Raw genomic sequence first — 19,852 nt, forward strand, 5'->3', positions numbered from 1 at the left:
GTCCAGCCCGCCGCCGAAGCTCGCCTTCGTCAGGCCCGCGGCCAGCGCGAAGGCCACCATCACCAGCAGGTCGCCGATGATGACCAGCGCCATCAGGAACTCCGTGAAGGCGCCGCGCGCGCGCGTCTCCTGGACGATGGCGATGGTGACCGTGGGCGAGAACGACACCACCACCGTGGACAGCAGCGCGCTGACCGCCAGCGCCTGGGGCACCGTCATCCCCGCCAGGAAGGGCAGGAAGGGCTTGAGCGCGAAGGTGGCCGCGAAGCACACCAGGAAGGTGACGCCGCACACGGCCACGCACAGCAAGGCCACGCGCGCGCCCACGCGGCGGATGAGCCCCAGCCGGAGCTCCGTGCCGGCCACCAGCGCGATGAGGCTCACCGCCAGCCCCTTCACCAGCTCCAACCCCTTCACGCCCGCGTTCGGAATGAAGCCCAGCGCATAGGGCCCCACCGCCACGCCCACCAGCAGGTAGCCGGTGAGGCGCGGCAGGCCCAGGCCCTTGGCCACCTTGCCCGCGAACAGGCCGCACAGCAGCAGCGCGCCCGCGGCCAGCATCACCGGCGTCCCCGAGTCCGCCCGGAGCACCTGCGCCCGGCTGATGATGGCCAGGAGCACCATCAACAGCAGCAGCCGGATGACGGCCCCCTTCATGCCGCCACCTTGTCACCGTCAGGCGAGCTCGCGGAGGACATGCCACGGGGCGGGTCCACCACGTACTGGAAGGCCTGGCCCGCCAGCAGCTCGTTGACCACCGCGCCCATCACCACCACGTCCAGCACGCGCGGCGCGAGCACCCCCGGCACGAGCATCCCGTACTCCGCCACCAGGCACAGCGCCAGGCCGCCCTGGGCGATCAGCGCGTAGCCCAGCCGGGGGGGCAGCACCAGCGTGTGCTGCACCAGCCGCCGCGCGAACCGGCCGCCCAGCATCTTCCCCAGGAAGCGCAGGCCCACGAAGGCGGGCATCAGCGCCCAGCCCCAGTAGTCCCGGGCGTGCACCGCGCAGCCCACCAGGAACACCAGCACCAGGAACACGGGTCGCTCCACCCGGCCCAGCGCGCGGGCCACCCGCTCCGAGGTGCGGCCGCCCACCACCGCCAGCGTCGCCCCACACGCCACGCCCGCCAGCAGGGGCGACACCCGCAGGTACGCCGCCGCGCCGCTCACCAGCACCACGCCGCCCAGCGTCACCGTGGTCAGCTCCGCCAGGTCCTTCAACGCATGGGTGAGGAAGGCCAGCAGCGCCCCACACATGACGCCCAGCAGCAGGGCCAGACACACCAGCCCCAGGCCTTCGCCCACGTTGCTGGCGGCGCCGATCATCAGCGCCAGCGCCAGCACGCCCAGCCCCACCGCGTCATCCAACATGGTGAGTAGCGCCACGCCCAGGCCGCGCGCCCGGTCCAGGCGCCCCGTGCGCCACGCGAGCACGGCCGAGTGCCCCGACGACAGGCTGGCCGCCGCCCCCAGCATCGCCGCAGCGCCCACCGCGCCGAGCAGGCCCCGGACGGACGTGAAGATGAGCGGCACCAGCAAGGGCAAGGCCACGAAGAAGAAGGCCGTTCCGGAGTGCGCCAGCGCCGCCAGGTACACGGGCCGTGGCAGCAGGCGCAGCAGGCGGGGCTCCAGGTTCAGGCCCAGCAGCACGCCCGCCGTGCCCAGCCCCAGCGCCATCACCGGGCGCAGGGCCTCCAGGTGCCGCTCGGTGAGCACCCCCGCCACGGAGGGCCCCAGGAGAATGCCGAGCAGGACGAAGAGGAAGCCGCTGGCCGCCAACCTCGCCAGCGCCGGAAAGCGCCCCGGGTCCAGCGCTCGGCTGGAGGCGAGCAGCGACAGCGCCGCGATGGATAGGAAGACGAGCAGCGCTTGCACAGCCCGTGCTTATAACGACGGGGTGCTTCCCGTCACGACCGGCGATGCGTGGGCGCGGAGATCACTGGCATGGCGACCAGCCGTCCCATGGGTGGATCGTCCGCGTCCATCTCCAGCTGGACGCGCTGGACCAGCCGCTCCATCTCCTCGGCGGGCAGGCCCGGCAACAGGCTCACCAGGATGACGCGGTCGTCATCGGCGCCCAACGCCAGGCTGCGGAGCCCCGCGAACACGGGGACCTCGGCGGACAGCGCCGCCGCCGCGCTCCGAGCCCGCACCACCAGCGGCTCCGGGATACCGAACTCCCGGAGCCGGCGGATGGCCCGCTCGGTTGCTTCCAGCTGTTCGAGGAACGTGATGACCAGGTACACGCGGCCCTCTTAGTCGGTCCGCGAGTCTGGCGCCACGCCTCATGGCGCTACTCGTTCTGTCCCGGCCCCGCCGGCTCTCCGGACGACGGCGGTGTGGACGGCGCCGCGCCCTCCTGGGTGGGCGCACCTGCCGTGCCCTCCTGCGCCGCCATGGCGGCGCGCGCGGCCCGCTTGCCCTCTTCGATGAGCTTCTTCACCTTCTGCCCACCCTTGCGGCCAATCTCCTCGTAGAAGTTCGGACCGCGGGTGGCCTTCACACGATCGCCACCCTTCTTGCCGATCTCCTCGTAGAACTTGGCGCCGCGCTCGGCCTTCACCGTCTCGCCGCCCTTGCGGCCAATCTCCTCGTAGAAGGAGCGACCGCGCTCGGCCTTCACCGTGGCGCCGCCCTTGCGGCCGATCGTCTCGTAGAACTCGCGACCGCGCTCGTTCCGGACCGTCTCGCCACCCTTCCGACCTGCTTCGGCCACCGTCATGCTGCCCTTGTTGTCCTTGTCCGACATTTGCCTGTCTCCTCTCGTGACTACCCCAGCCCTCGCCTTGGTGCCCCTTGCCTGAAACCTTGGGACGGAAGCGCCCCGATGCAAGCAAGCTCCGTACACCGCCAGCCGTTCACCCCCGGTACGCCACACGAAAACAGCTGTAATTTCGTGGGTTTCGCGACGCCTGCCGAGCTTTCGGACCGGGCGGCGGGCTGCCCGGCCGGACGCTTTCATGTTGGAAACACCCCACTGCACATTGCGGATTCCCGAAACCACCTTCACTTTCAGGCCCACGGCGCGGCGGAAGTGGGGCCGCGGGGAGGTATGGCGTGGCGCAGTCGGTGAAGACCTGGCTCCGGGTGTTGGCCCCGATGCTCGTTTCAGTGGGGGGGCTTGTCGCACTCCGGCTGCTCGGGCCGGACTTCGTCGACCAGCAGCGCATCGCGAGCTGGTTGGAGCCCTTCGGGAAATGGGCGCCTATTGCATACATCGGCTTCCTTGCCATCCGGCCCGTGACACTGCTTCCGGGTCAGCTGCTGACGGCCGTGGGCGGGATGATGTTTGGCACGCTCGCAGCGACCCTCTATTCACTAACGGGCAGCTTGCTGTCGGGCCTGCTGCTTTTCGCCGCGGCGCGCAAGCTGGGCACGGGGCTGATGAAGCGCCTGGCGGGCAGCAAGTATCCCGCACTGGTGCGGGCGGCGAAGCGGCATGACTTCCTCTTCGCCTTCACCGCGTGCATCAACCCACTCTGCCCCACCGACGTGATGCTGGCGGCGGCGGCGGCGAGCGGGGCGCGGATGGTGCCCACGCTGGCTGGCATCATGATTGGCACCATTCCCGGCACCTTCCTCACGGCGCAGCTGGGCAGCGGTCTGGCCCAGGGCCGCACGACGATGACGGCGGTCGCCGCCGTGGGCCTGGTGGTGTCGCTGGTGCTCGGCGTCTTCATCGGGCGGCGCTTCTACAAGGAGCTCAACGACGACGCGCCGGAGCCACGAGCGGAACCGCCGCCGCCCGAGCCCGTGCCACGCGCCATCGGTCCTTCCAAGGCGGCGGCCAGGCCCGCGGCGCTCTAGGCGTGCATGGGGGGCTCCGGGAAGAGCTCCACGCGGCGCTGCACGCGCTCTCCAGGGCCCACGCCCGTGGGCAGCGAGACGGCCCGGGCCACCTCCTCGCCGTGTCGCAGCCGCATCCGGATCACCTCCGGCGCGAAGTCCAACATGTCCCCCATGGGCCGGGCGGGCTCGATGACGGTGATGCGGCAGTATCGGTAGGGCACTCCATCCGGCCGCCGCACGGTGAGCCCCGCCTCATAGGCCTGACGGACGATGTCGTTGATGCGCACGAAGGCATCCACGTCATTGAGCAGGATTTCATTGAGGGTGATGTCGGCCAGGCTGCGCGTGGCCACCTCCAGGAGATTGGCCGGCGGCTTCACCCGTTCAATCCGGGACGGTGAGCAGACGACGACGACGATTTCCGTCGGGCCGAACTCCAGCGCATCCCCCAGGGGCGTGGCGTTGCGCAGGCCCCCGTCGACCAGGGCCGAATCGCCGACGGGCTCCCAGAGGATGGGCAACGTCGCGCTCTGCCAGATGGCATCCAGGAAGTCCCTGGAGTCGCTGGGCACCAGCTCGTAGTTGCCGGAGACCAGCGACACGCGCCCCACGTGGGCGGGCACCCGGAAGTGGTTCCCGGCGACGTGCCGCTGGATCAGCTCCCGCATGGGCGCGTTGTCATACAGCCCCAGCTTGCGGAACAGGCCCACGCGCAGGGCCACCAGCGGCCAGGGCAGCTTCCGGTAGAGGTCCGCCTCGCGGAGGTTCAACCAGATGTCATTCAGCGCCCGGTAGGCGTGCTGGGCCAGCAGCGCGGCGTTCAGGGCGCCCACCGACACGCCGAAGATGCGCTCCCAGCGGAAGCCATGGACCTCCCGGAGGACGCGCTCGGCGCCGACCTGGAAGGCTCCCTTGGCGCCACCGCCGGACAGTACGAGTGTTGCGGGACGATCCTTCATGGCACGCCTCCTGGGAAATGGACCTGGCGCAGATGGATAGGCGCGTGCCAGGCCGGCAGGAATCACCCCAGGGCGTGGGCCCCTGTCCACCGGCCCCCGGTGCCCTGGGGCACCTCGGACGGCAACTTCCCTGCACCCCGGGCCGGAAGGCTCTCTAGGATGGGCGGATTCACCCCTCCGGAGCCTCGATGATCCGCTTGCCTGGATGTTGTGTGGTGGCGCTGCTGTTCGCGTTCCTGCCGTCCGCGACGCTGGCCCAGCCGCCCACCGCCGACGCGGCCACCCATGACGCCCTGCGCGTCCTCAAGCAGGAGATGGAAGATGCCCTCAATGCCCAGGACATCGACCGGCTGCTGAGCCACCTGCACCCGGAGGTCGCCTTCACGACGATGAACAACGACGTGCGCGTGGGGAAGGAGTCCATCCGCGCGTACTACGACGAGATGATGCGCGGGCCGAATCGCGTCGTGGACCGCATCCAGGCGAAGTTCGAGGTGGATGACTTGACTCGCCTGTACGGTGACACCGGCATCGCGCGCGGCTCGTCGAGAGACCACTACGTCCTCACGGACGGCACGGACATCGTCATCGACGGCCGGTGGACCTGCACCTTGGTCCGGGAGGGCGACCGCTGGCAGATCGCCGCGTTCCACTACTCCACCAACGTCTTCGACAATCCCCTCCTCACGCGGGTGAAGCACCTCGCGCTGGCGGGAGTGACGGTCATCGGACTGGGCGCGCTCGTGGCGGGCGCCGTCGTAGGCCGGAGGTTGCGGCGCGGCAAGTCCGGGCCCGCCCCTCACGCGCCCTGAAGCTGGCGGGCTGTGACCTCGGCCAGGAAGGGATGGCGCCGGGGCAGGCGCTTGCGCCAGAAGGACTCGATGGAGCGGTGGAACAGGCGCAGCAGCGCCAGCCCCGGACGGCCCTCCAGTGCCGCCAACTGTCCGGCCGAGTCATCCAACAACGCCCTGGCCCGGACGTACTCCGCCATCATCCACGCGCGGCCCGCCTCCGCGCCCAGCAGCGCGTCGAGGCGCGTCGGGTCCGCGCCCTCGCCACGGACGGCCGCCGCGACCCCTTCCGGAACGTTGTAGAGCCCCTGGGCCAGGTCCTCCCGCAGGTCCCGCATCACCGAGCACCAGCCGAAGGCCGCCATCAGCGCGGGCGCCTCATCAGCGCTGACGCCCGCCCCGGCGACGTGCAGCATCAGGTCCACCGACAAGCGGAACGTGTCGTGCTGCTGCGCGCGAAGGGCCTCCGGGCTCCACCACTGTCCGTCCTTCACCCGCTCCCGGTCCTTTCGCATCGTCCGCACCAGCGCGAAGACCTGGGCGCGCGCCGCGTCGTCACCCAGCCGCTCCAGCAGTACGCGCCCCAGCGTGGCCGCCGTCCCCCGGTCCTCCCCTCGCCCGGACTCCAACTCCAGGAGGAGCGCGTCCACCCAGTCGAGCGGCTCTCCGTCCACCGCGCGGTCCCCATCCAGCACGTCGTCCACCAGTTGGAGGAAGCAGAAGCCCACCCGGGCCACCCGTGCCTCGCGCCACCACCGGCTCAGCGTGTAGCGGTAGAGCACCAGGGCAATCAGTCCGTAGCGCAGGTGACGCCGCGCGAAGCGGTAGGACTCCCGGGCGCACAGGGCCTCGACTCGCAGGGCCTCCAGGAACGCCGCGCGGCGCGCCCAGGGCGCCACCCACCGCCAGGTGCCCCAGGCCAGCAACGCCCCCGCCACCACGTCCACCAGGTGGTGCTCGTGGATGAGCAACGTCGACGCCGCGATGGCCAGCGCCCACAGGCCGAGCACGGCACGCCCCAGCACCCCGGCCCGCTCCGCGTAGGCCAGGGCCGCCGTGCACGCGAAGGCGACGTGGAGGGACGGGAGGTAGTTCCGCTCCAGGTTGAGCGTGTCCGCCAGTTGGAAGACCCCCGCCCAGCGCCCTTCCACGGCGCGCGGCGGCCAGGCCACCTCCACCGGGAAGAGCAGGAAGCACACGGCCGCGAGCGCGGTCTCCACGCACAGCGCCAACGCGAAGGGCACCATGTCCCGCCACGTCCGGAAGACGAACAGGGACAGCAGGAGCAGCACGTCCATGCTGACGTAGACCAGCGCCCAGGACGGAATGAAGGGAATGTGGCGCTCGAAGGGCAGCTCCACCCGGAGGCCCCCGGTGTAGAAGCCCGTGAGCCAGCTCGCGCCGCCGTAGACGGCCACGAAGAACAGGGCGAAGCCCGTGGCCATGGTGGCCGTGACGGCCAGCGCTTCCTGGCGTGGCCAGCCGAACAACGCGGGACGCGGGCTCATCGGTCCTCCACGGCGGCGGGCAGTGGCCGGGGGCCCCGCCACATGGACAGCCAGATGCGCAGGAAGGACGGCCGCGTCACCTCCGGGTCCACGTAGCGACCCAGGTAGAGCCAGGGAACATGCGGGTGCCGGTGGTGGGCCCGGTGATGGTGGTAGTTGAGGAACAGCCAGCGCACCGGAGCGGCCACGCGCAAATCCCACGCGCCGTCACGGACGTGCAGCGGAGACCACGCATGGTCCGCGTACTGGAGCGCGCTCCAGTTGACGGCGAAGGCGGCGTAGCAGAGCCCCCACCCCGCCGCTGATACATCGAACGCCACCACGAGCCCCACCTGCACGCAGGCCGCCAGCAGCACCTCCGCGCGGATGGCGCGTCCAGGCGCTGCTTCCAGACGCCCGAGGTACGCGTCCGCGCCCGTCTGCTCGCCGTACCGGGTGCCCGTGCCGCGCAGCCGGTGCAGCAGCCCGGGGACGAGCGCGAAGGCCACCGCTCCCACCGGGACGAACAGCCAGTAGAGGCCGGTGAGGATGGAGTACCACTGCGCCCGCTTCAGGAGGCGGTTGTCTCCGGGCCGGAAGTAATCGAACTGCTCCAGGTGCGTCCGGTTGTGGCGGTGGTGGTTCAGGTGGAAGGCGCGCTGCATCGTGAAGGACGTGGGAAAGAACGCCGCGGCCACCCGGCCCAGCGTGTCATTCACCCGCCGCACGGGGTGCAGCACGCCGTGCGTGGCCTCATGCAGCAGCGAGAACACGGTGTTGTTCACGAAGGAGAAGACGCCCGCGGCCAGGAGCTGGACGGCGAGCCGCTCCGCGTGGGACGCCAGCCACAAGCACGCGGCACAGGCCGCCATGGCGCAGACCAGGAGGACGGCGTTGAGCGCGGCCGGAATCGGGGTTGCCTCGCCCTCACCCGCGGTCGTCATCGTGCGCCTCCGGCAGGCCGTCGGTGAAGTCGAGCACCTGGCGCAGCACCGGGTCCTCCGCCGCCCCCGCCATGTTGAAGCGCATCCCGTCGAGCACGGACAGGTCGCGCCGCAGGAACGACGTGAACAGCCACCGCGACACCTGGAGCGCCAGCCAGTCCACCCCCGGTAGCCGGCTGCGGCGCGCGGCGAAGGCGAGCCGGATGAACACCCCCTGCTCGCTCTGATGGAGGCCGGCGAGCAACGCGCTGCGCGTGCGCCCCAGGTCGCTCTCCACGGACATGAGCGTGCCGCCGTGCAGCGTGAGCGTGACGCCGATGCGATTGCCAGACAGCCACTTCATCACCCGGTCACTGAGCCCGGTTCCCGTGACGCGGGACGTGTAGCGAACGCGCAAGGTGAACGGGTCCGGCCGCTCCACCACCGGGGCGTCCCGCAGCTCGCGCTGGTGCACCGTGCGCAGGTGCTCCAAATCGAAGGCGTTGGCCACCACGGGCAGCCAGTCACACCGGACCGCGAAGCGAGCCGACGTGCCCCAGCGCAGCGCTCCGCTGCCCACCTCCGGCGGAGGAAAGAGCACCACCGGACCGTTGAAGACCAGGATGGCGCCGTACCGCTCCACCACGGGGAACGCCCGCTGCGCCGTCTTCCCCGGGCAGGCACCACTGCCGTCGAACCGCCAGTGGTGGAGCGGACAGCGCAGCGAATCCCCCACCACGGTGCCACCGCCCAGGTGCGCGCCCATATGGGGACAATGGGCGGCGAGCGCGTTCACCGCGCCGCTCCGTCCCCGGAAGAGGACCAGCTCCCGCGCGCCCGTGCTCCAGCGCATCACCTGTCCAGGCCGGAGCGCCTCGGAGGGGCACACGAGGTGCCACGCGCGTAGGCGGCACAGTTCGGGGCGACGCACAGGCTCCGGCCGCGAGGCAATCTTCACCACCATGTCGAGACCCTAACAGGACTGCGTCAGGGGCCCGAGTGGTCCCCGAAGGTGGCAGCGCTTCTCGCGACACCTCCGGAACGCGACGAGAAGAAGCACTGCGAGGCGAAAGGCGGAACTACCCCTCCACGGCTCCCTCTGAACCTGCGGATCAAGGAACCGATGGTGCCGGGGGAGCAGGTGGCGCGCCGGCGGACGAGGGGGGCGCTCGCGTGAGGTCGGCCAGGAACCCCACGAGCGCGGCGACTTGCGGAAGAGCGACGGTGCTCTTCGCGACCCAGCGATTGTCTTCGATGGTGGCCTGGACCGGCCGTCCAGGCTTCAGGATGGCGCTCATCGCCGCCACCACGGCTTTGTGCCGGCCTGCGGGCGCGGACAGGTCCTTGAGCTCCCCTGACATGAACTCGGGCGCGGTGCGGTCCAGCCCATCCACGAACTGCTCTGAATGCGTTCGCAATTTTGGGTACGCGACCGCCGCGCACTCCAGCAGGAGGTCCTCCAGCGTCCCAGGGTGCCCTCCACCAGGAAGGACGAACACGCCCGTTCGCGGCTGCCCCGTGACGACCTCCATCACCGAGGGACGCGGGAAACCATTGGTGGCGATTGCATCCGCCATTCTCGTGAACCGTTGTTGCGGCGCCTCCTGCGCGTCGGCATCGAGCACGACCCCCACTGCATCCAGAGTCACACCGTCGAGCGCCAACGCTTTCCGATGCGTCTCAAGCTTCTTGGCGAGCTCACTGATGCCCTGGGAATTGACGATAGCAACAGAGGTTTCACTTCCTGGGTCACGGTAGAAGACCGGAGCGGGCACGGACGCTCGAAGTGAGCCGTCATGAGGCCACTTTGTGGGGAGGATGCGCTTCCATACCGGGTCGAGCCCCGCTTCCTTCGAGACGTGCTCGAAGCCCAACGATAGCTTCAGCAGCTTGCCCATGAATGCGACGTCATGCACGCCTTCGGTGAGCAGGTAGACATGGTTGCTCATCGGATATCGAGCCCTTCATCACGCAAGCTACGCAGCCCGTTCAGGTCGTACCGGAGGCATGCATGACCGCTCTCCGAGCGCCGAAGGTGATAGGTGATGACCTCCTCTGGAGCCGAGCTCACGAACGCTCCCAGAGAAGCATCCACTGCTTCCAGGCTATGGGTCGTCGCGACGATCTGTACGTTGGCTTCACCGGCCGCCCGCACGAGCCATGGCAGGACGGAGTCGAGTGCGCGCGCATGGATGGCGGATTCGATTTCGTCCACGAGCAAGATGCCGCCGCTCGCCCGAGAGAGTGCGACGCTCATCGCGAACGCCCGCCGCATCCCATCACCGAAGGTCGCGAGGTCTACAACCCCTCGCCTTTCATGGACGACACGGATGGCGTCGCGCCCGAAAGGCCGGCTGATCAAGACATCACTGACGTGCGGGTCGAACAGCCTGAGCAGTTCGACGGCCTTGCCCTTCGTGCCTTCGTCGATGACGTGGCTGAGGTGCGTGATGAGCTGCGCGGTCGATCGATGCGTCATGGGCGTGACGACGAAGACACGGAACAGCGCGACCCCCTGGGGGATGGGCAGGCGCCGAGGCGTTGAGCCGAAGTCCAGCTCATGAGCAATGGGAGGCGTGTCGCCAGCGCTCACGTCCATGTGGAGACGGACCACGACGTCGCTTCGAGGATCTGAACCTGACCGGTCAACGTCCGACCATCGCTGCTCGACATACGCCAGCGCCTGAGCGCGGACATGTCTGGACTGCCCCTCGAAACGCCCATGGATGGAGATGGGCTTTGACAGTTCATTTTCGCCTTCGAGCTTGAGCGCGGTGCTATCGGGAAAGAGGGCCCAGAGCCCATCCACGAGAGGACCGGAGGCATCCCTGTTCGTAACGGTCTGGATCCACTGTCCCGGATCCACAGGCCTGGCGACCAGCCCGATTGCCTCAAGCACGGAGGTCTTCCCCGCGTTATTGCCACCCACGAGCAGGTTCATTCGGCCGAGACGCTCAAGCCGCACACCCCGCAGTGAACGGTACGTGTCGACACGCAGTTCTTCGAGGCTCGCCATATGGCTCCATGTACCAGCGACCGCGGGTGGCCGTCATCGCGAATCGGCGGCGTGCCGGGCGCGGTGGGCCGCGTGACCGGAGCAGACGCCGCGCTGCTGGGGCTGCCCTTGTCCGGGTTCACGGCGGTCCTGCGGACCAATACCGCTGTGGCAGTCACGGCTTTCCCCGTGGGGCCGAGGTGGCCGCAGGCGTGCTGACCACGGCGGGCGAGGAAGCGGCGCGCTTCGCCATCACCGAAGGAAGCGAGGCCCCGGCCCGCATTGCCTTCAACGAGACACTTGGAGTGTCTCCGGATGCGGGAAGCCGCAAGCAATGTCCATCATCGAGGATGAGGACTCCCGATGACCAGCGTTGCGGGCACCATCCGCCGACACCAAGAGGAAATCATCCAACGGTGGTCCGAGCAGGCCGCTCGGGCCGCGTCCGCCCGAGGGCTGGACGGGCCCGAGCTCAAGAACCTCATGCCTGTCTACCTGGCCTCTCTCGCTGACGAGGAAGGGGCACCCGGTGCGAATGCCGGCACCCGGCGAGCCCACGTCGAGAGCCACGTGTCCGCCCGCCTCCGGCAGGGCTTCAATCTGGCGGAGGTCACCGAGGAGTTCGCCATCCTGGGCCGCTGCATCGCTGGCATGTGGGCGGATGCTCCGCCGCAAGCCCGTCCCAGCGCGCTGGACGTCGAGCAGCTCTTCACCGAACTGCATGCCGCCTCGACGCTCGTGACGGAGCGCTTCAGCCGGTACCTGATGGAGGACGAGCAGACCGAGAAGCGCTACTTGCGGCTCCTCCAGAAGGTGGCCAACGACGCGCTCATGGAGGGGACGACGACCCTCCACGACCACTTGAAGGAGGTCCTTGAGCTGATCCTCGATGCCATGGGCGCACGGAGCGCGGCGGTGCTCCTGTATGACGCCGAGAAAGAGGAGCTGGTCACCGCCGCCGCCGCGGGGCTGGCGAGCGAGCACCTCGAGCACTACGTGTCCTCCGTCAGTCCCGAGTCCTTTCCAGGGAGCGTCGCCGTTGGGGGCGAGGAGACCCTCTCCGTCCGGGATGCCGAGACGACGTCGCTCGAGTTGAGCCCCACGCTTCGCCAAAGCGGGTTGCATTCGCTGCTCGGGGTCCGGCTCCCGCTCCACCGCGCGCTGGTGGGCATCTTGTACGTCGGCCTCTCCGAGGTCCGCGAGTTCACCGCCCGGGAGAAGGGGCGGCTCCTCTCCCTGAGCCAGCAGCTGAGCGTCCACCTGGACAACGCCAAGCTCTACGCGAACCTGCGCGAGAAGATCGAAGCGTTGCAGGCCGAACGGGCGCTTCGAGAGCACTTCGTCTCGGTGCTCGCCCATGACCTTCGCGGACCGCTGTCGGCGGCGAAGTCAGGCGCGCAGCTCCTCATCCGGCATCCCGAGCGACTGGACCAACGACGCGACCTGGCACTGCGCATCGACCGGAACATCGAACGCACCGACCAGATGGTGCGGGACCTGCTCGACGCGAACCGCATCCGGGGAGGCCAGCGGCTCCCGCTTCGCCTCGACATGTGCGACCTGGGCGGTGTCGCCCAGGAAGTGGTCGAAGAGCTGAGCGCGCTCCATGGGGACCGCTTCGTGCTCCAGGCGGAGGAGCGCGTCCGGGGAATCTGGAGCGCGGAGGAGCTGCGTCGCGCCCTCTGGAACCTGGGCAGCAACGCCGTCAAGTACGGGTCCGCCACGGAGCCCATCACCTTCACCGTCACCCGAGCCGGCGACCTGGCCCGAGCGTCTGTCCACAACCGCGGCCCCGTCATCGCGCCCGCGGACCAGGAACAGATTTTCAAGCCCTTCACCCGGACCCATTCCGCGAGCAAGGGCCCTTCGAAGGGTTGGGGGCTTGGACTGACGCTCGTCTGGGGGTGTGCGCAAGCACATGGAGGGACCGTCTCCGTCCAGAGTGACGCGGCGACTGGAACGACCTTCACCCTGGAGCTGCCGCTGGACGCCCGCCACTACCAACCTCGCGACCCGTGAGCCGGGACCTCCGCCCGTCCAGCGGCCGGGGCAGCCCCCGGGGACTGGTGGACACTTCGAAGTCGGGTGACGTGCGGGAGTGTCCACCACTGGCTCCCGGGTGGAGCGTGCAAGGAAGAAGCCTGGAGGCAGGCACCCGGCAATGGCCTGCTGGGCGCCGGTCATGGCTCTGTGCATCGCCTTCTTCGTTCCCTTCATCGTCGCGGCATTGGCCGTACCGATCACCCGGCTGTTCAAGTCCTGGGCGGGCTGGGTGCTCGCCCTGTGTCCGGCGGGGCTGGCCGTGTGGTTCGGCGCACAGGTTCCCGCCGGAGTTCGCGGTGAGGTGCCCTCGCTGACGCTGTCGTGGATGCCGGACCTGGGCATCGACTTCGCGCTGCGACTGGACGGCCTGTCCCTGCTGATGGCGCTGCTCATCACGGGCCTGGGCACGCTCGTGGTCATCTACGCGGGGCGCTACCTGGTCCACCATGAGGTGCTGGGCCGCTTCTACGGCTGGCTCCTGCTGTTCATGGCCGGGATGCTGGGCATCGTCCTCGCCGACAACACGCTCCTGCTCTTCATCTGCTGGGAGGTGACGACCTTCAGCTCGTTCATCCTCATCGGCTTCGAGCACAAGGAAGACGCCGCCCGCGAGTCCGCGCAGCGGGCCCTGCTCATCACCGCGCTGGGCGGCCAGTCCCTGCTGGTGGGCCTGCTCCTGCTGGGCGACCTGGTGGGCACGTTGTCCATCTCCGGCACCATCGCCGCCGCGGACACCGTGCGCGGCAGCCCCCGCTACCTGGCCATCCTCCTGCTGGTGCTGGGCGGCGCGTTCACCAAGTCCGCGCAGATGCCGTTCCACACCTGGCTGCCGGGCGCGATGACCGCGCCCACGCCCGTGAGCGCGTACCTCCACTCCGCCACCATGGTGAAGGCGGGCGTCTTCCTGCTGGCGCGGCTGTCGCCCGTCCTGGGAGGCACCCCCTCCTGGCAGAACATCCTCACCGTCGTGGGCACGGTGACGATGGTGCTGGGCGCCCTGCTGGCGCTGGGGCACACGGACCTCAAGCTGGTGCTCGCGTACGCGACGGTGAGCGTCCTGGGGGCGCTGGTGATGCTGCTCGGCCAGGGCACCCCGGCCGCCATCCAGGCCATGGTGACGTTCCTCACCGCGCACGCGCTCTACAAGGGCACGCTGTTCCTGGTGGCGGGCTCGGTGGACCACGAGACGGGCACGCGCGACGTGACGCGCCTGGGCGGGCTGCGCAAGCACCTGCCGATGACGGCCGCCGCCGCCGCGGCCGCCGCCTTGTCGATGATGGGCCTGCCCCCGCTCTTCGGCTTCGTGGGCAAGGAGCTCATCTACGAGGCCTGCCTGAAGGGCCCGGGAGGCTGGCCCCTGGCGGTGGGGGCCATGGTGGGCTTCGGCGGCATGGTGGCCGCGGCGCTCCGCGTGGGCGTGCAGCCCTTCGCGGGCAGGACGTTCCGCGCCGCGAAGCCGGAGTCGGAGGTCCACGAAGCGCCGCCGTCCATGTGGGTGGGGCCCGCGCTGCTCGCCGCCGCGGGGCTGGTGTTGGGCCTGGTGCCCTGGGCCATCCAGCCTCTGCTGGCCATGGCGGCGGTGGACATCGGCGGAAGCCAGGCGGGAGGCCTCGAGCTGACGCTGTGGCATGGCGTGACGCCCGCGCTGGGCTTGAGCGCGGGGAGCCTCGTGCTGGGCGGAGGCCTCTTCGCGCTGCGCCAGCCGGTGCTGAAGGGCCTGCGCGCCCTGAACCTGTCCAGCCACGGCCCGGAGCACTTCTACCAGGCCTCCCTGAGCGGCCTGCTCAAGCTGTCCTCGTGGATGACGCGGGTGCTCCAGACCGGCTCGCTGCACCAGTACATCGTCGTCACCATCGCCACGTTCGGCGGGCTGCTGGCGCTCGCGGTGGTGCTGCGGCTGAGGGATTGGCCCCGGGGCGTGTCCATGGACGTGCTGCCCTATGAGGTGGTGGTCCTGGTGGGCATCCTGGTGTCGGCGGTGCTGGCCGTGGTGTCGCGCTCGGCGCTGACGTCCATCCTCGCGCTGGGCGCGCTGGGCCTGGCGGAGGCGCTGCTGTACGTGTTCTTCGGCGCGCCGGACCTGGCCATGACGCAGGTCGTGGTGCAGACGCTCACCGTCATCCTGTTCGCGCTCGTCTTCGCGCGCTTCCCCGTCCAGCCGCACGAGCACCGCTTCCGCTGGTGGACGGCGGCGCTGCCCCTGGCCGTGGGCGGGCTCGTCACCTGGACGCTGCTGCACGTGGCCGCGGTGCCCACGCACACGCGGCTGGCGGACTTCTACGCGGCCCAGAGCGTGCCCGGCGGCAAGGGGCTGAACATCGTCAACGTCATCCTGGTGGACTTCCGGGCACTCGACACGCTGGGGGAGACCGCCGTGCTGGCGACGTCGGGGCTGGGTGTCTATCTCCTGTTCCGCACGCGCTCCCGGAGAAAGAAGAGACAGGTATGAACCCCGTGGTGATGCACACCGTGGCGCGGATGATGGCGCCGGTGCTCCTGCTCGTGTCCCTGGTGCTGGCCGTGCGCGGCCACGACATCCCCGGCGGCGGCTTCGTCGGCGGCCTGCTGGCGGCGGCGGCCTTCGCGCTGCAGATGGTCGCCTTTGGCCGGTCCGCCGCGCGCAGGCAACTGCGCGTCCACCCCACCCGGCTGGCGGCGGCGGGGTTGCTGGTGGCGCTGCTCAGCGGCGTCCCCGCCATGCTGGAGGGCCGCTCGTTCCTCTCCAGCCTCTGGGGCCAGGTGCCCCTGCCCTGGTCGGACGGGTTGAAGGTGGGCACCCCGCAGCTCTTCGACGTGGGCGTGTACCTGGCCGTCCTGGGCACGGCGATGTCCTTCATCCTGGGCATGAGCCGGGGTGAGGAGACGACCGCGCCAGAGCTGGGGAGGTAGACATGGAGCTGTTCCTCGCGCTCACCGTGGGCGCCCTCTTCGCGGCGGGGCTGTACTGCCTGATGCTCCACAGCGTCGTCCGGCTGGCGCTGGGCCTGGTGCTGCTGGGCAGCGCCAGCAACCTGCTGCTGTTCACCGTCAACGGGCTCCAGCGCGGCTTCGCGCCCCTGGTGCCCGAAGGCCAGGAGGCGCTCACCCGGCCCTTCGCGGACCCGCTGCCGCAGGCCTTCATCCTCACCGCCATCGTCATCAACTTCGGGCTGCTCGCTCTGCTGCTGGTGCTGGTGCACCGGGCGGCGCAGGAGACGGGGACCGACGACACCCGCGCGCTGCGCACCGAGCTGAAGGACTCCCAATGATGCCGTCTTCGGCGCTGCTCAGCCTGCCCATGATTCTGTGCCTGGGCGCCGCGGCGGCGGGCCAGCTCACCCCGTCCCGCGCCTGGCCGCGCCGGTGGCTGGCGCTGATGACCATGGTGTCCGTCACCGCCGTGGGCGCGCTGCTGCTGGTGACGGTGCGGCGCAACGGCATCCAGGCCGCGCAGATGGGCGGCTGGGCGGCGCCCTTCGGCATCACCCTGGTCGCGGACCTGCTCAGCGCGCTGATGGTGCTCGTCACCGGGCTGATGGGACTGACGGTGGTCTCCTTCTCCGCGGCCACGCTCCCGGCCTCGCGGGAGGCGGGCGCCTACTACCCGCTGGTGCTGGTGCTCGTGGGGGGCGTGTGCGGCGCGTTCCTCACCGGAGACCTCTTCAACCTCTTCGTGTGGATTGAGGTCATGCTGGGCGCCTCGTTCGTGTTGCTCGCGCTGGAGGCCCGGCAGGAGCAGCTCGAGGCGTCCATCAAGTACATGTCGCTGAGCCTCATCGGCTCCGTGGTGCTGCTGTGCGCCGTGGGCCTGCTGTACGGCGTGGCGGGGACGCTGAACCTGGCGGACCTGTCCGTCACGGTGCCGGGCCTGGGCACGCCGAGGCTGATGACGGCCGTGTCCATGTTCTTCCTGGTGGCCTTCGCGCTGAAGGCGGGCGCCTTCCCCCTCTTCTTCTGGCTGCCGGCGTCCTACCACACGCCTCCGGCGGCGGTGACGACGCTGTTCTCCGCGCTCCTCACCAAGGTGGGCGTCTACGCCCTGGCGCGCGTCTTCACCCTGGTCTTCACGCAGGACGCGCGGTTCACCAGCACCCTCCTGCTGGTGATGGGCGGCCTGACGATGGTGACGGGCGTGCTGGGCGCGGTCGCGCAGTACGACGTGCGCCGGCTCTTGTCCTTCCACATCATCAGCCAGATTGGCTACCTCATCGCCGCCCTAGGACTGATGACCCGCGGCGCCCTGGCGGCGCTCATCGCCTTCCTCATCCACTACATCTTCGCGAAGTCCGCGCTGTTCCTGGTCAGCGGGGCCACCGCGCGCGTCACCCGCACCTATGACCTGCACCAGATGGGCAACCTGTATCGGACGCAGCCCCTGCTGGCCGCGCTGTTCTTCATCCCCGCGCTGTCGCTCGCGGGGGTGCCCCCCTTCTCCGGCTTCTTCGCCAAGCTGGCCATCATCCAGGCCGCGCTGCGGACCCAGCACTGGGTCATCGCGGGGACGGCGGTGGTCGTGGGCCTGCTGACCCTCTTCTCCATGATGAAGATCTGGCGCGAGGCCTTCTGGAAGGCGCCCCCGGAGAACCAGCCGCAGGAGCCCAACCGGCCACTGAGCCTGGGCGACGGCGTGCTCGGGCCGTGCATCGCGATGACGACCTTCATGGTCGTCCTGGGCGTGGGCGCGGAGCCGCTGCTGGAGCTGGCGGACGCGGCGGCGGGACAGCTCATCGACCCCACGGAGTACGTGCGGGCGGTGCTGAGGGAGCGCCCATGACCGCCCTGCTCTGGAACCTGATGCTGGCCCTGCTCTGGGCCGCGATGCTGGGGGAGGTCAACGCGGCGAACCTCCTGACTGGCTTCGTGATTGGCTTCCTCCTGCTGGGCCTCATCGACGTGAAGCCCCTGCCCACGCGCTACGCGACGCAGGCCTGGAACGTGGCGCGGCTGGTGGCCCGGGTCGGCTGGGACGTGCTGGTCGCCAACGTGCGCGTGGCCTACGAGATCGCCACGCCGAGGCTCATCTCCTGCCCCGCCATCTACCGCTACGAGATGGAGGCCCGGACGGACGCGGAGATCACCCTGCTGATGCTCATCGTCACCTTCTCTCCAGGGACGCTGGGGCTGGAGGTCTCCGAGGACCGCAAGGCCCTCTACATCCATGTAATGTTCGCCACGACACGGGAGGCCTTCCGCCGGGAGCTCCGCGAGCGCGTGGAGAAGCCGCTGCTGAGGGCCCTGCGATGAGCAACGCCTTGCAGTTCATCATCCAGGGCACCCTGGGCGCGCTGTCCATCGCGATGCTCTTCTCGCTGCACCGGCTGGTCCGCGGACCGTCCCTGACGGACCGGGTCGTGGCGCTGGACCTCTTCTCGCTCCAGACGGCGGCGGTCATCACCGTCTATGCCCTGTGGGTGGGGCAGCCGGAGCTGGTGGACGTGGCGCTCGTGCTGGCCGTCATCGGGTCCATGGGCACCATCGTCATCGCGAGGTATCTCTACAGCGCGGGCAGGGGCAGACAATGAAGGATTTCATCACCGCGACGATGCTGCTCTCGGGAGCGCTGCTGATGCTCCTGGCGGGCCTGGGCCTGTTCCGGATGCCGGACCTGTTCCTGCGGCTCCAGGCGGCCGCGAAGGCCTCTTCCCTGGGGCTCGGCCTGCTGCTGGGCGCGGCGGCGCTGGGGCTGGGGGACGTCAGCGTGATCGCCCGCGCGGTGCTGGGGGTCGCCTTCGTCTTCGTGATGACGCCGGTGGCCACGCTGCTCATCGCCCAGGCCGCGTTCCGCGCCGGGCTTCCACTGTGGGAGCGGACGCACCAGAACGACCTGGAGGAACACCACCCCGCGGGCGGTCCGTATGAGCCGCGCCTGGGGCCCGACGGCGAGGACTGAGCGCGCGAGGCTCAGTCCGCCTTCACCACGTCCTCCTGCAGCGCGATGGCGGGGGACGCGCCGTTGTAGACGGCGGCATCGAGCAACCCCTCCTCGCGCGCCACCAGCACCGGCACCAGCATCTGCCCGGTGACGTTGGTCAGCGTGCGCATCATGTCGAGGACGCGGTCGATGGCCAGCAGGTAGCCCAGCCCCTCCAGCGGCAGGCCCGCGGAGCTGAGCACCACCGTGGCCATGACCACCGCCGTCCCGGGCACGCCCGCGGTGCCGAAGCTGCCCAGCACCGACGCCAGCAGGATGATGAAGTACTGCGACGCGGACAGCTCCAGGTTGAAGTACTGCGCGACGAAGAGCGACGCGATGGCTGGGTAGATGGCGCCGCACCCGTCCATCTTGATGCTGGCCCCCAGCGGCACGGCGAAGGCCGCGTAGTCCTTGTTGACGCCCAGGTTGTGCGTCACCGCGCGCAGGGCCACCGGCATGGACGCGAAGCTGGACGCGCTGACGAAGGCCACCTGCATGCCGGGCGCGGCGCCTCGGAAGAAGCGCAGCGGATGGAGCCCGTGCGCCATCAGGAGCCCGCCGTACACGAAGACGATGTGCAGCGCACACGCCACGTACAGCGCCAGCACCAGCTTGCCCAGCGGGAGCAGGCGCTCGAAGCCATAGGTGCCCACCAGCGCGGCGATGAGGCCGAAGGTGCCCAGCGGCGTGAGCTCCAACACGAAGCGGGTGACCTGAATCATCGCGTCGCTGGCCTCGCGGACCAGCCCGCGCAGCCGGGCCGCCTTCTCTCCCAGCTTCACCAACGCGAAGCCCAGCAGGCCGGCGAAGAAGATGACCTGGAGGATCTTCCCGTTCGCGAGCGCCGCGAACGGGTTGGTGGGCACCACGTCCAGCAGCACCTGGATGGGGCCCGGCACGTCCCGCGGCTGGTAGGTTTCGCTGGCCATGAGCTGGCCCACGCCCTCCCCCGGGCGCAGCAGCGCGGCGA

Annotated in this window: 21 protein-coding genes; 10 read left to right on the plus strand and 11 right to left on the minus strand. The window is 69.8% G+C overall.

Annotated elements, in window-relative coordinates; genetic code table 11:
• The 4 genes from G4D87_RS13930 to G4D87_RS13945 all read right to left on the minus strand — a co-directional run.
• Positions 1-657, minus strand: a 657-nt coding sequence (locus G4D87_RS13930) for a cation:proton antiporter (protein ID WP_504112559.1), incomplete at its 3' end; no start/stop codon positions are given.
• Positions 654-1,877 carry a sodium:proton exchanger gene (locus tag G4D87_RS13935; protein ID WP_163782554.1) on the minus strand — a complete coding sequence of 408 codons (1,224 nt, stop codon included), beginning with the start codon at positions 1,875-1,877 and terminating at the stop codon, positions 654-656. The genes G4D87_RS13935 and G4D87_RS13930, both read right to left, overlap by 4 nt.
• Before the next feature lie 32 nt (positions 1,878-1,909).
• Positions 1,910-2,248: a hypothetical protein gene (locus G4D87_RS13940; RefSeq protein ID WP_163782555.1), complete on the minus strand. Its 339-nt coding sequence runs from the start codon at positions 2,246-2,248 to the stop codon at positions 1,910-1,912.
• 47 nt (positions 2,249-2,295) lie between these two features.
• The gene (locus G4D87_RS13945) at positions 2,296-2,751 is read right to left on the minus strand and encodes a general stress protein (protein WP_163782556.1); all 456 of its coding nucleotides are present in this window, start codon (positions 2,749-2,751) and stop codon (positions 2,296-2,298) included.
• Positions 2,752-3,059: 308 nt separating this feature from the next.
• Here G4D87_RS13945 and G4D87_RS13950 point away from each other — a divergent pair, with 308 nt between their 5' ends.
• A complete protein-coding gene (locus G4D87_RS13950; RefSeq protein WP_163782557.1) occupies positions 3,060-3,809 on the plus strand; it encodes a TVP38/TMEM64 family protein in 750 nt (249 codons plus the stop codon).
• Here the strand turns inward: G4D87_RS13950 and G4D87_RS13955 are convergent.
• Positions 3,806-4,750 carry a patatin-like phospholipase family protein gene (locus G4D87_RS13955; protein WP_205507575.1) on the minus strand — a complete coding sequence of 315 codons (945 nt, stop codon included), beginning with the start codon at positions 4,748-4,750 and terminating at the stop codon, positions 3,806-3,808. The two genes, G4D87_RS13950 and G4D87_RS13955, sit on opposite strands and share 4 nt — an antisense overlap.
• Positions 4,751-4,938: 188 nt before the next feature.
• Here G4D87_RS13955 and G4D87_RS13960 point away from each other — a divergent pair, with 188 nt between their 5' ends.
• Positions 4,939-5,562, plus strand: coding sequence for an SgcJ/EcaC family oxidoreductase (locus G4D87_RS13960; protein ID WP_163782559.1), 624 nt, complete (start codon positions 4,939-4,941; stop codon positions 5,560-5,562).
• On the opposite strand, the gene G4D87_RS13965 is transcribed toward G4D87_RS13960, so the two are convergent.
• The 5 genes from G4D87_RS13965 to G4D87_RS13985 all read right to left on the minus strand — a co-directional run bounded on the left by G4D87_RS13965 (position 5,550) and on the right by G4D87_RS13985 (position 10,967).
• Positions 5,550-7,049 carry a phosphatase PAP2 family protein gene (locus G4D87_RS13965; RefSeq protein ID WP_163782560.1) on the minus strand — a complete coding sequence of 500 codons (1,500 nt, stop codon included), beginning with the start codon at positions 7,047-7,049 and terminating at the stop codon, positions 5,550-5,552. The genes G4D87_RS13960 and G4D87_RS13965 overlap by 13 nt on opposite strands.
• On the minus strand, positions 7,046-7,972 hold the full coding sequence (locus G4D87_RS13970; RefSeq protein WP_163782561.1) for a fatty acid desaturase: 927 nt from the start codon (positions 7,970-7,972) through the stop codon (positions 7,046-7,048). Before G4D87_RS13970 ends, G4D87_RS13965 begins: the two co-directional genes overlap by 4 nt.
• Positions 7,956-8,915: a Rieske 2Fe-2S domain-containing protein gene (locus G4D87_RS13975; protein WP_163782562.1), complete on the minus strand. Its 960-nt coding sequence runs from the start codon at positions 8,913-8,915 to the stop codon at positions 7,956-7,958. Before G4D87_RS13975 ends, G4D87_RS13970 begins: the two co-directional genes overlap by 17 nt.
• Positions 8,916-9,063: 148 nt before the next feature.
• Complete coding sequence (locus G4D87_RS13980) at positions 9,064-9,900, minus strand: DUF3226 domain-containing protein (RefSeq protein ID WP_163782563.1); 837 nt, start codon at positions 9,898-9,900, stop codon at positions 9,064-9,066.
• Complete coding sequence (locus G4D87_RS13985) at positions 9,897-10,967, minus strand: AAA family ATPase (RefSeq protein ID WP_163782564.1); 1,071 nt, start codon at positions 10,965-10,967, stop codon at positions 9,897-9,899. The genes G4D87_RS13980 and G4D87_RS13985 overlap by 4 nt, the downstream gene beginning before the upstream one ends.
• A gap of 342 nt (positions 10,968-11,309) precedes the next feature.
• Here G4D87_RS13985 and G4D87_RS13990 point away from each other — a divergent pair, with 342 nt between their 5' ends.
• The 8 genes from G4D87_RS13990 to mnhG all read left to right on the plus strand — a co-directional run bounded on the left by G4D87_RS13990 (position 11,310) and on the right by mnhG (position 18,858).
• Entirely contained in the window at positions 11,310-12,965 is a 1,656-nt protein-coding gene (locus tag G4D87_RS13990; protein WP_163782565.1) for a sensor histidine kinase, read from the plus strand.
• A 163-nt stretch (positions 12,966-13,128) separates the two neighbouring features.
• The gene (gene mbhE, locus G4D87_RS13995) at positions 13,129-15,438 is read left to right on the plus strand and encodes a hydrogen gas-evolving membrane-bound hydrogenase subunit E (protein ID WP_240358266.1); all 2,310 of its coding nucleotides are present in this window, start codon (positions 13,129-13,131) and stop codon (positions 15,436-15,438) included.
• Positions 15,435-15,878, plus strand: coding sequence for a Na+/H+ antiporter subunit B (locus G4D87_RS14000; RefSeq protein ID WP_163782567.1), 444 nt, complete (start codon positions 15,435-15,437; stop codon positions 15,876-15,878). The genes mbhE and G4D87_RS14000 overlap by 4 nt, the downstream gene beginning before the upstream one ends.
• A gap of 2 nt (positions 15,879-15,880) precedes the next feature.
• Positions 15,881-16,237 carry an NADH-quinone oxidoreductase subunit K gene (locus G4D87_RS14005; protein ID WP_163782568.1) on the plus strand — a complete coding sequence of 119 codons (357 nt, stop codon included), beginning with the start codon at positions 15,881-15,883 and terminating at the stop codon, positions 16,235-16,237.
• Entirely contained in the window at positions 16,237-17,742 is a 1,506-nt protein-coding gene (locus G4D87_RS14010) for a proton-conducting transporter transmembrane domain-containing protein (RefSeq protein ID WP_163782573.1), read from the plus strand. The genes G4D87_RS14005 and G4D87_RS14010 overlap by 1 nt, the downstream gene beginning before the upstream one ends.
• The gene (locus G4D87_RS14015) at positions 17,739-18,212 is read left to right on the plus strand and encodes a Na+/H+ antiporter subunit E (RefSeq protein ID WP_163782569.1); all 474 of its coding nucleotides are present in this window, start codon (positions 17,739-17,741) and stop codon (positions 18,210-18,212) included. The genes G4D87_RS14010 and G4D87_RS14015 overlap by 4 nt, the downstream gene beginning before the upstream one ends.
• The gene (locus G4D87_RS14020; RefSeq protein ID WP_163782570.1) at positions 18,209-18,490 is read left to right on the plus strand and encodes an MrpF/PhaF family protein; all 282 of its coding nucleotides are present in this window, start codon (positions 18,209-18,211) and stop codon (positions 18,488-18,490) included. The genes G4D87_RS14015 and G4D87_RS14020 overlap by 4 nt, the downstream gene beginning before the upstream one ends.
• Positions 18,487-18,858 (plus strand): monovalent cation/H(+) antiporter subunit G, encoded by a 372-nt coding sequence (gene mnhG / locus G4D87_RS14025; protein WP_163782571.1) that lies wholly within the window; start codon positions 18,487-18,489, stop codon positions 18,856-18,858. Before G4D87_RS14020 ends, mnhG begins: the two co-directional genes overlap by 4 nt.
• 11 nt (positions 18,859-18,869) lie before the next feature.
• On the opposite strand, the gene G4D87_RS14030 is transcribed toward mnhG, so the two are convergent.
• Positions 18,870-19,852 (minus strand): dicarboxylate/amino acid:cation symporter (locus tag G4D87_RS14030; RefSeq protein ID WP_163782572.1); only part of this gene is annotated, 983 nt, incomplete at its 5' end.

It is taken from the genome of Myxococcus vastator, from assembly GCF_010894475.1.
Classification (GTDB): Bacteria; Myxococcota; Myxococcia; order Myxococcales; family Myxococcaceae; genus Myxococcus; species Myxococcus vastator.

What these genes read in the sequence shown, in the direction of transcription:
- G4D87_RS13945 (WP_163782556.1), bottom strand. Translation starts at nt 2,751, where the DNA reads ATGTCGGACAAGGACAACAAGGGCAGCATGACGGTGGCCGAAGCAGGT.
- G4D87_RS13955 (WP_205507575.1), bottom strand. Translation starts at nt 4,750, where the DNA reads ATGAAGGATCGTCCCGCAACACTCGTACTGTCCGGCGGTGGCGCCAAG.
- G4D87_RS13960 (WP_163782559.1), top strand. Translation starts at nt 4,939, where the DNA reads ATGATCCGCTTGCCTGGATGTTGTGTGGTGGCGCTGCTGTTCGCGTTC.
- G4D87_RS13965 (WP_163782560.1), bottom strand. Translation starts at nt 7,049, where the DNA reads ATGAGCCCGCGTCCCGCGTTGTTCGGCTGGCCACGCCAGGAAGCGCTG.
- G4D87_RS13970 (WP_163782561.1), bottom strand. Translation starts at nt 7,972, where the DNA reads ATGACGACCGCGGGTGAGGGCGAGGCAACCCCGATTCCGGCCGCGCTC.
- G4D87_RS13975 (WP_163782562.1), bottom strand. Translation starts at nt 8,915, where the DNA reads ATGGTGGTGAAGATTGCCTCGCGGCCGGAGCCTGTGCGTCGCCCCGAA.
- G4D87_RS13980 (WP_163782563.1), bottom strand. Translation starts at nt 9,900, where the DNA reads ATGAGCAACCATGTCTACCTGCTCACCGAAGGCGTGCATGACGTCGCA.
- G4D87_RS13985 (WP_163782564.1), bottom strand. Translation starts at nt 10,967, where the DNA reads ATGGCGAGCCTCGAAGAACTGCGTGTCGACACGTACCGTTCACTGCGG.
- G4D87_RS13990 (WP_163782565.1), top strand. Translation starts at nt 11,310, where the DNA reads ATGACCAGCGTTGCGGGCACCATCCGCCGACACCAAGAGGAAATCATC.
- mbhE (WP_240358266.1), top strand. Translation starts at nt 13,129, where the DNA reads ATGGCTCTGTGCATCGCCTTCTTCGTTCCCTTCATCGTCGCGGCATTG.
- G4D87_RS14000 (WP_163782567.1), top strand. Translation starts at nt 15,435, where the DNA reads ATGAACCCCGTGGTGATGCACACCGTGGCGCGGATGATGGCGCCGGTG.
- G4D87_RS14005 (WP_163782568.1), top strand. Translation starts at nt 15,881, where the DNA reads ATGGAGCTGTTCCTCGCGCTCACCGTGGGCGCCCTCTTCGCGGCGGGG.
- G4D87_RS14010 (WP_163782573.1), top strand. Translation starts at nt 16,237, where the DNA reads ATGCCGTCTTCGGCGCTGCTCAGCCTGCCCATGATTCTGTGCCTGGGC.
- G4D87_RS14015 (WP_163782569.1), top strand. Translation starts at nt 17,739, where the DNA reads ATGACCGCCCTGCTCTGGAACCTGATGCTGGCCCTGCTCTGGGCCGCG.
- G4D87_RS14020 (WP_163782570.1), top strand. Translation starts at nt 18,209, where the DNA reads ATGAGCAACGCCTTGCAGTTCATCATCCAGGGCACCCTGGGCGCGCTG.
- mnhG (WP_163782571.1), top strand. Translation starts at nt 18,487, where the DNA reads ATGAAGGATTTCATCACCGCGACGATGCTGCTCTCGGGAGCGCTGCTG.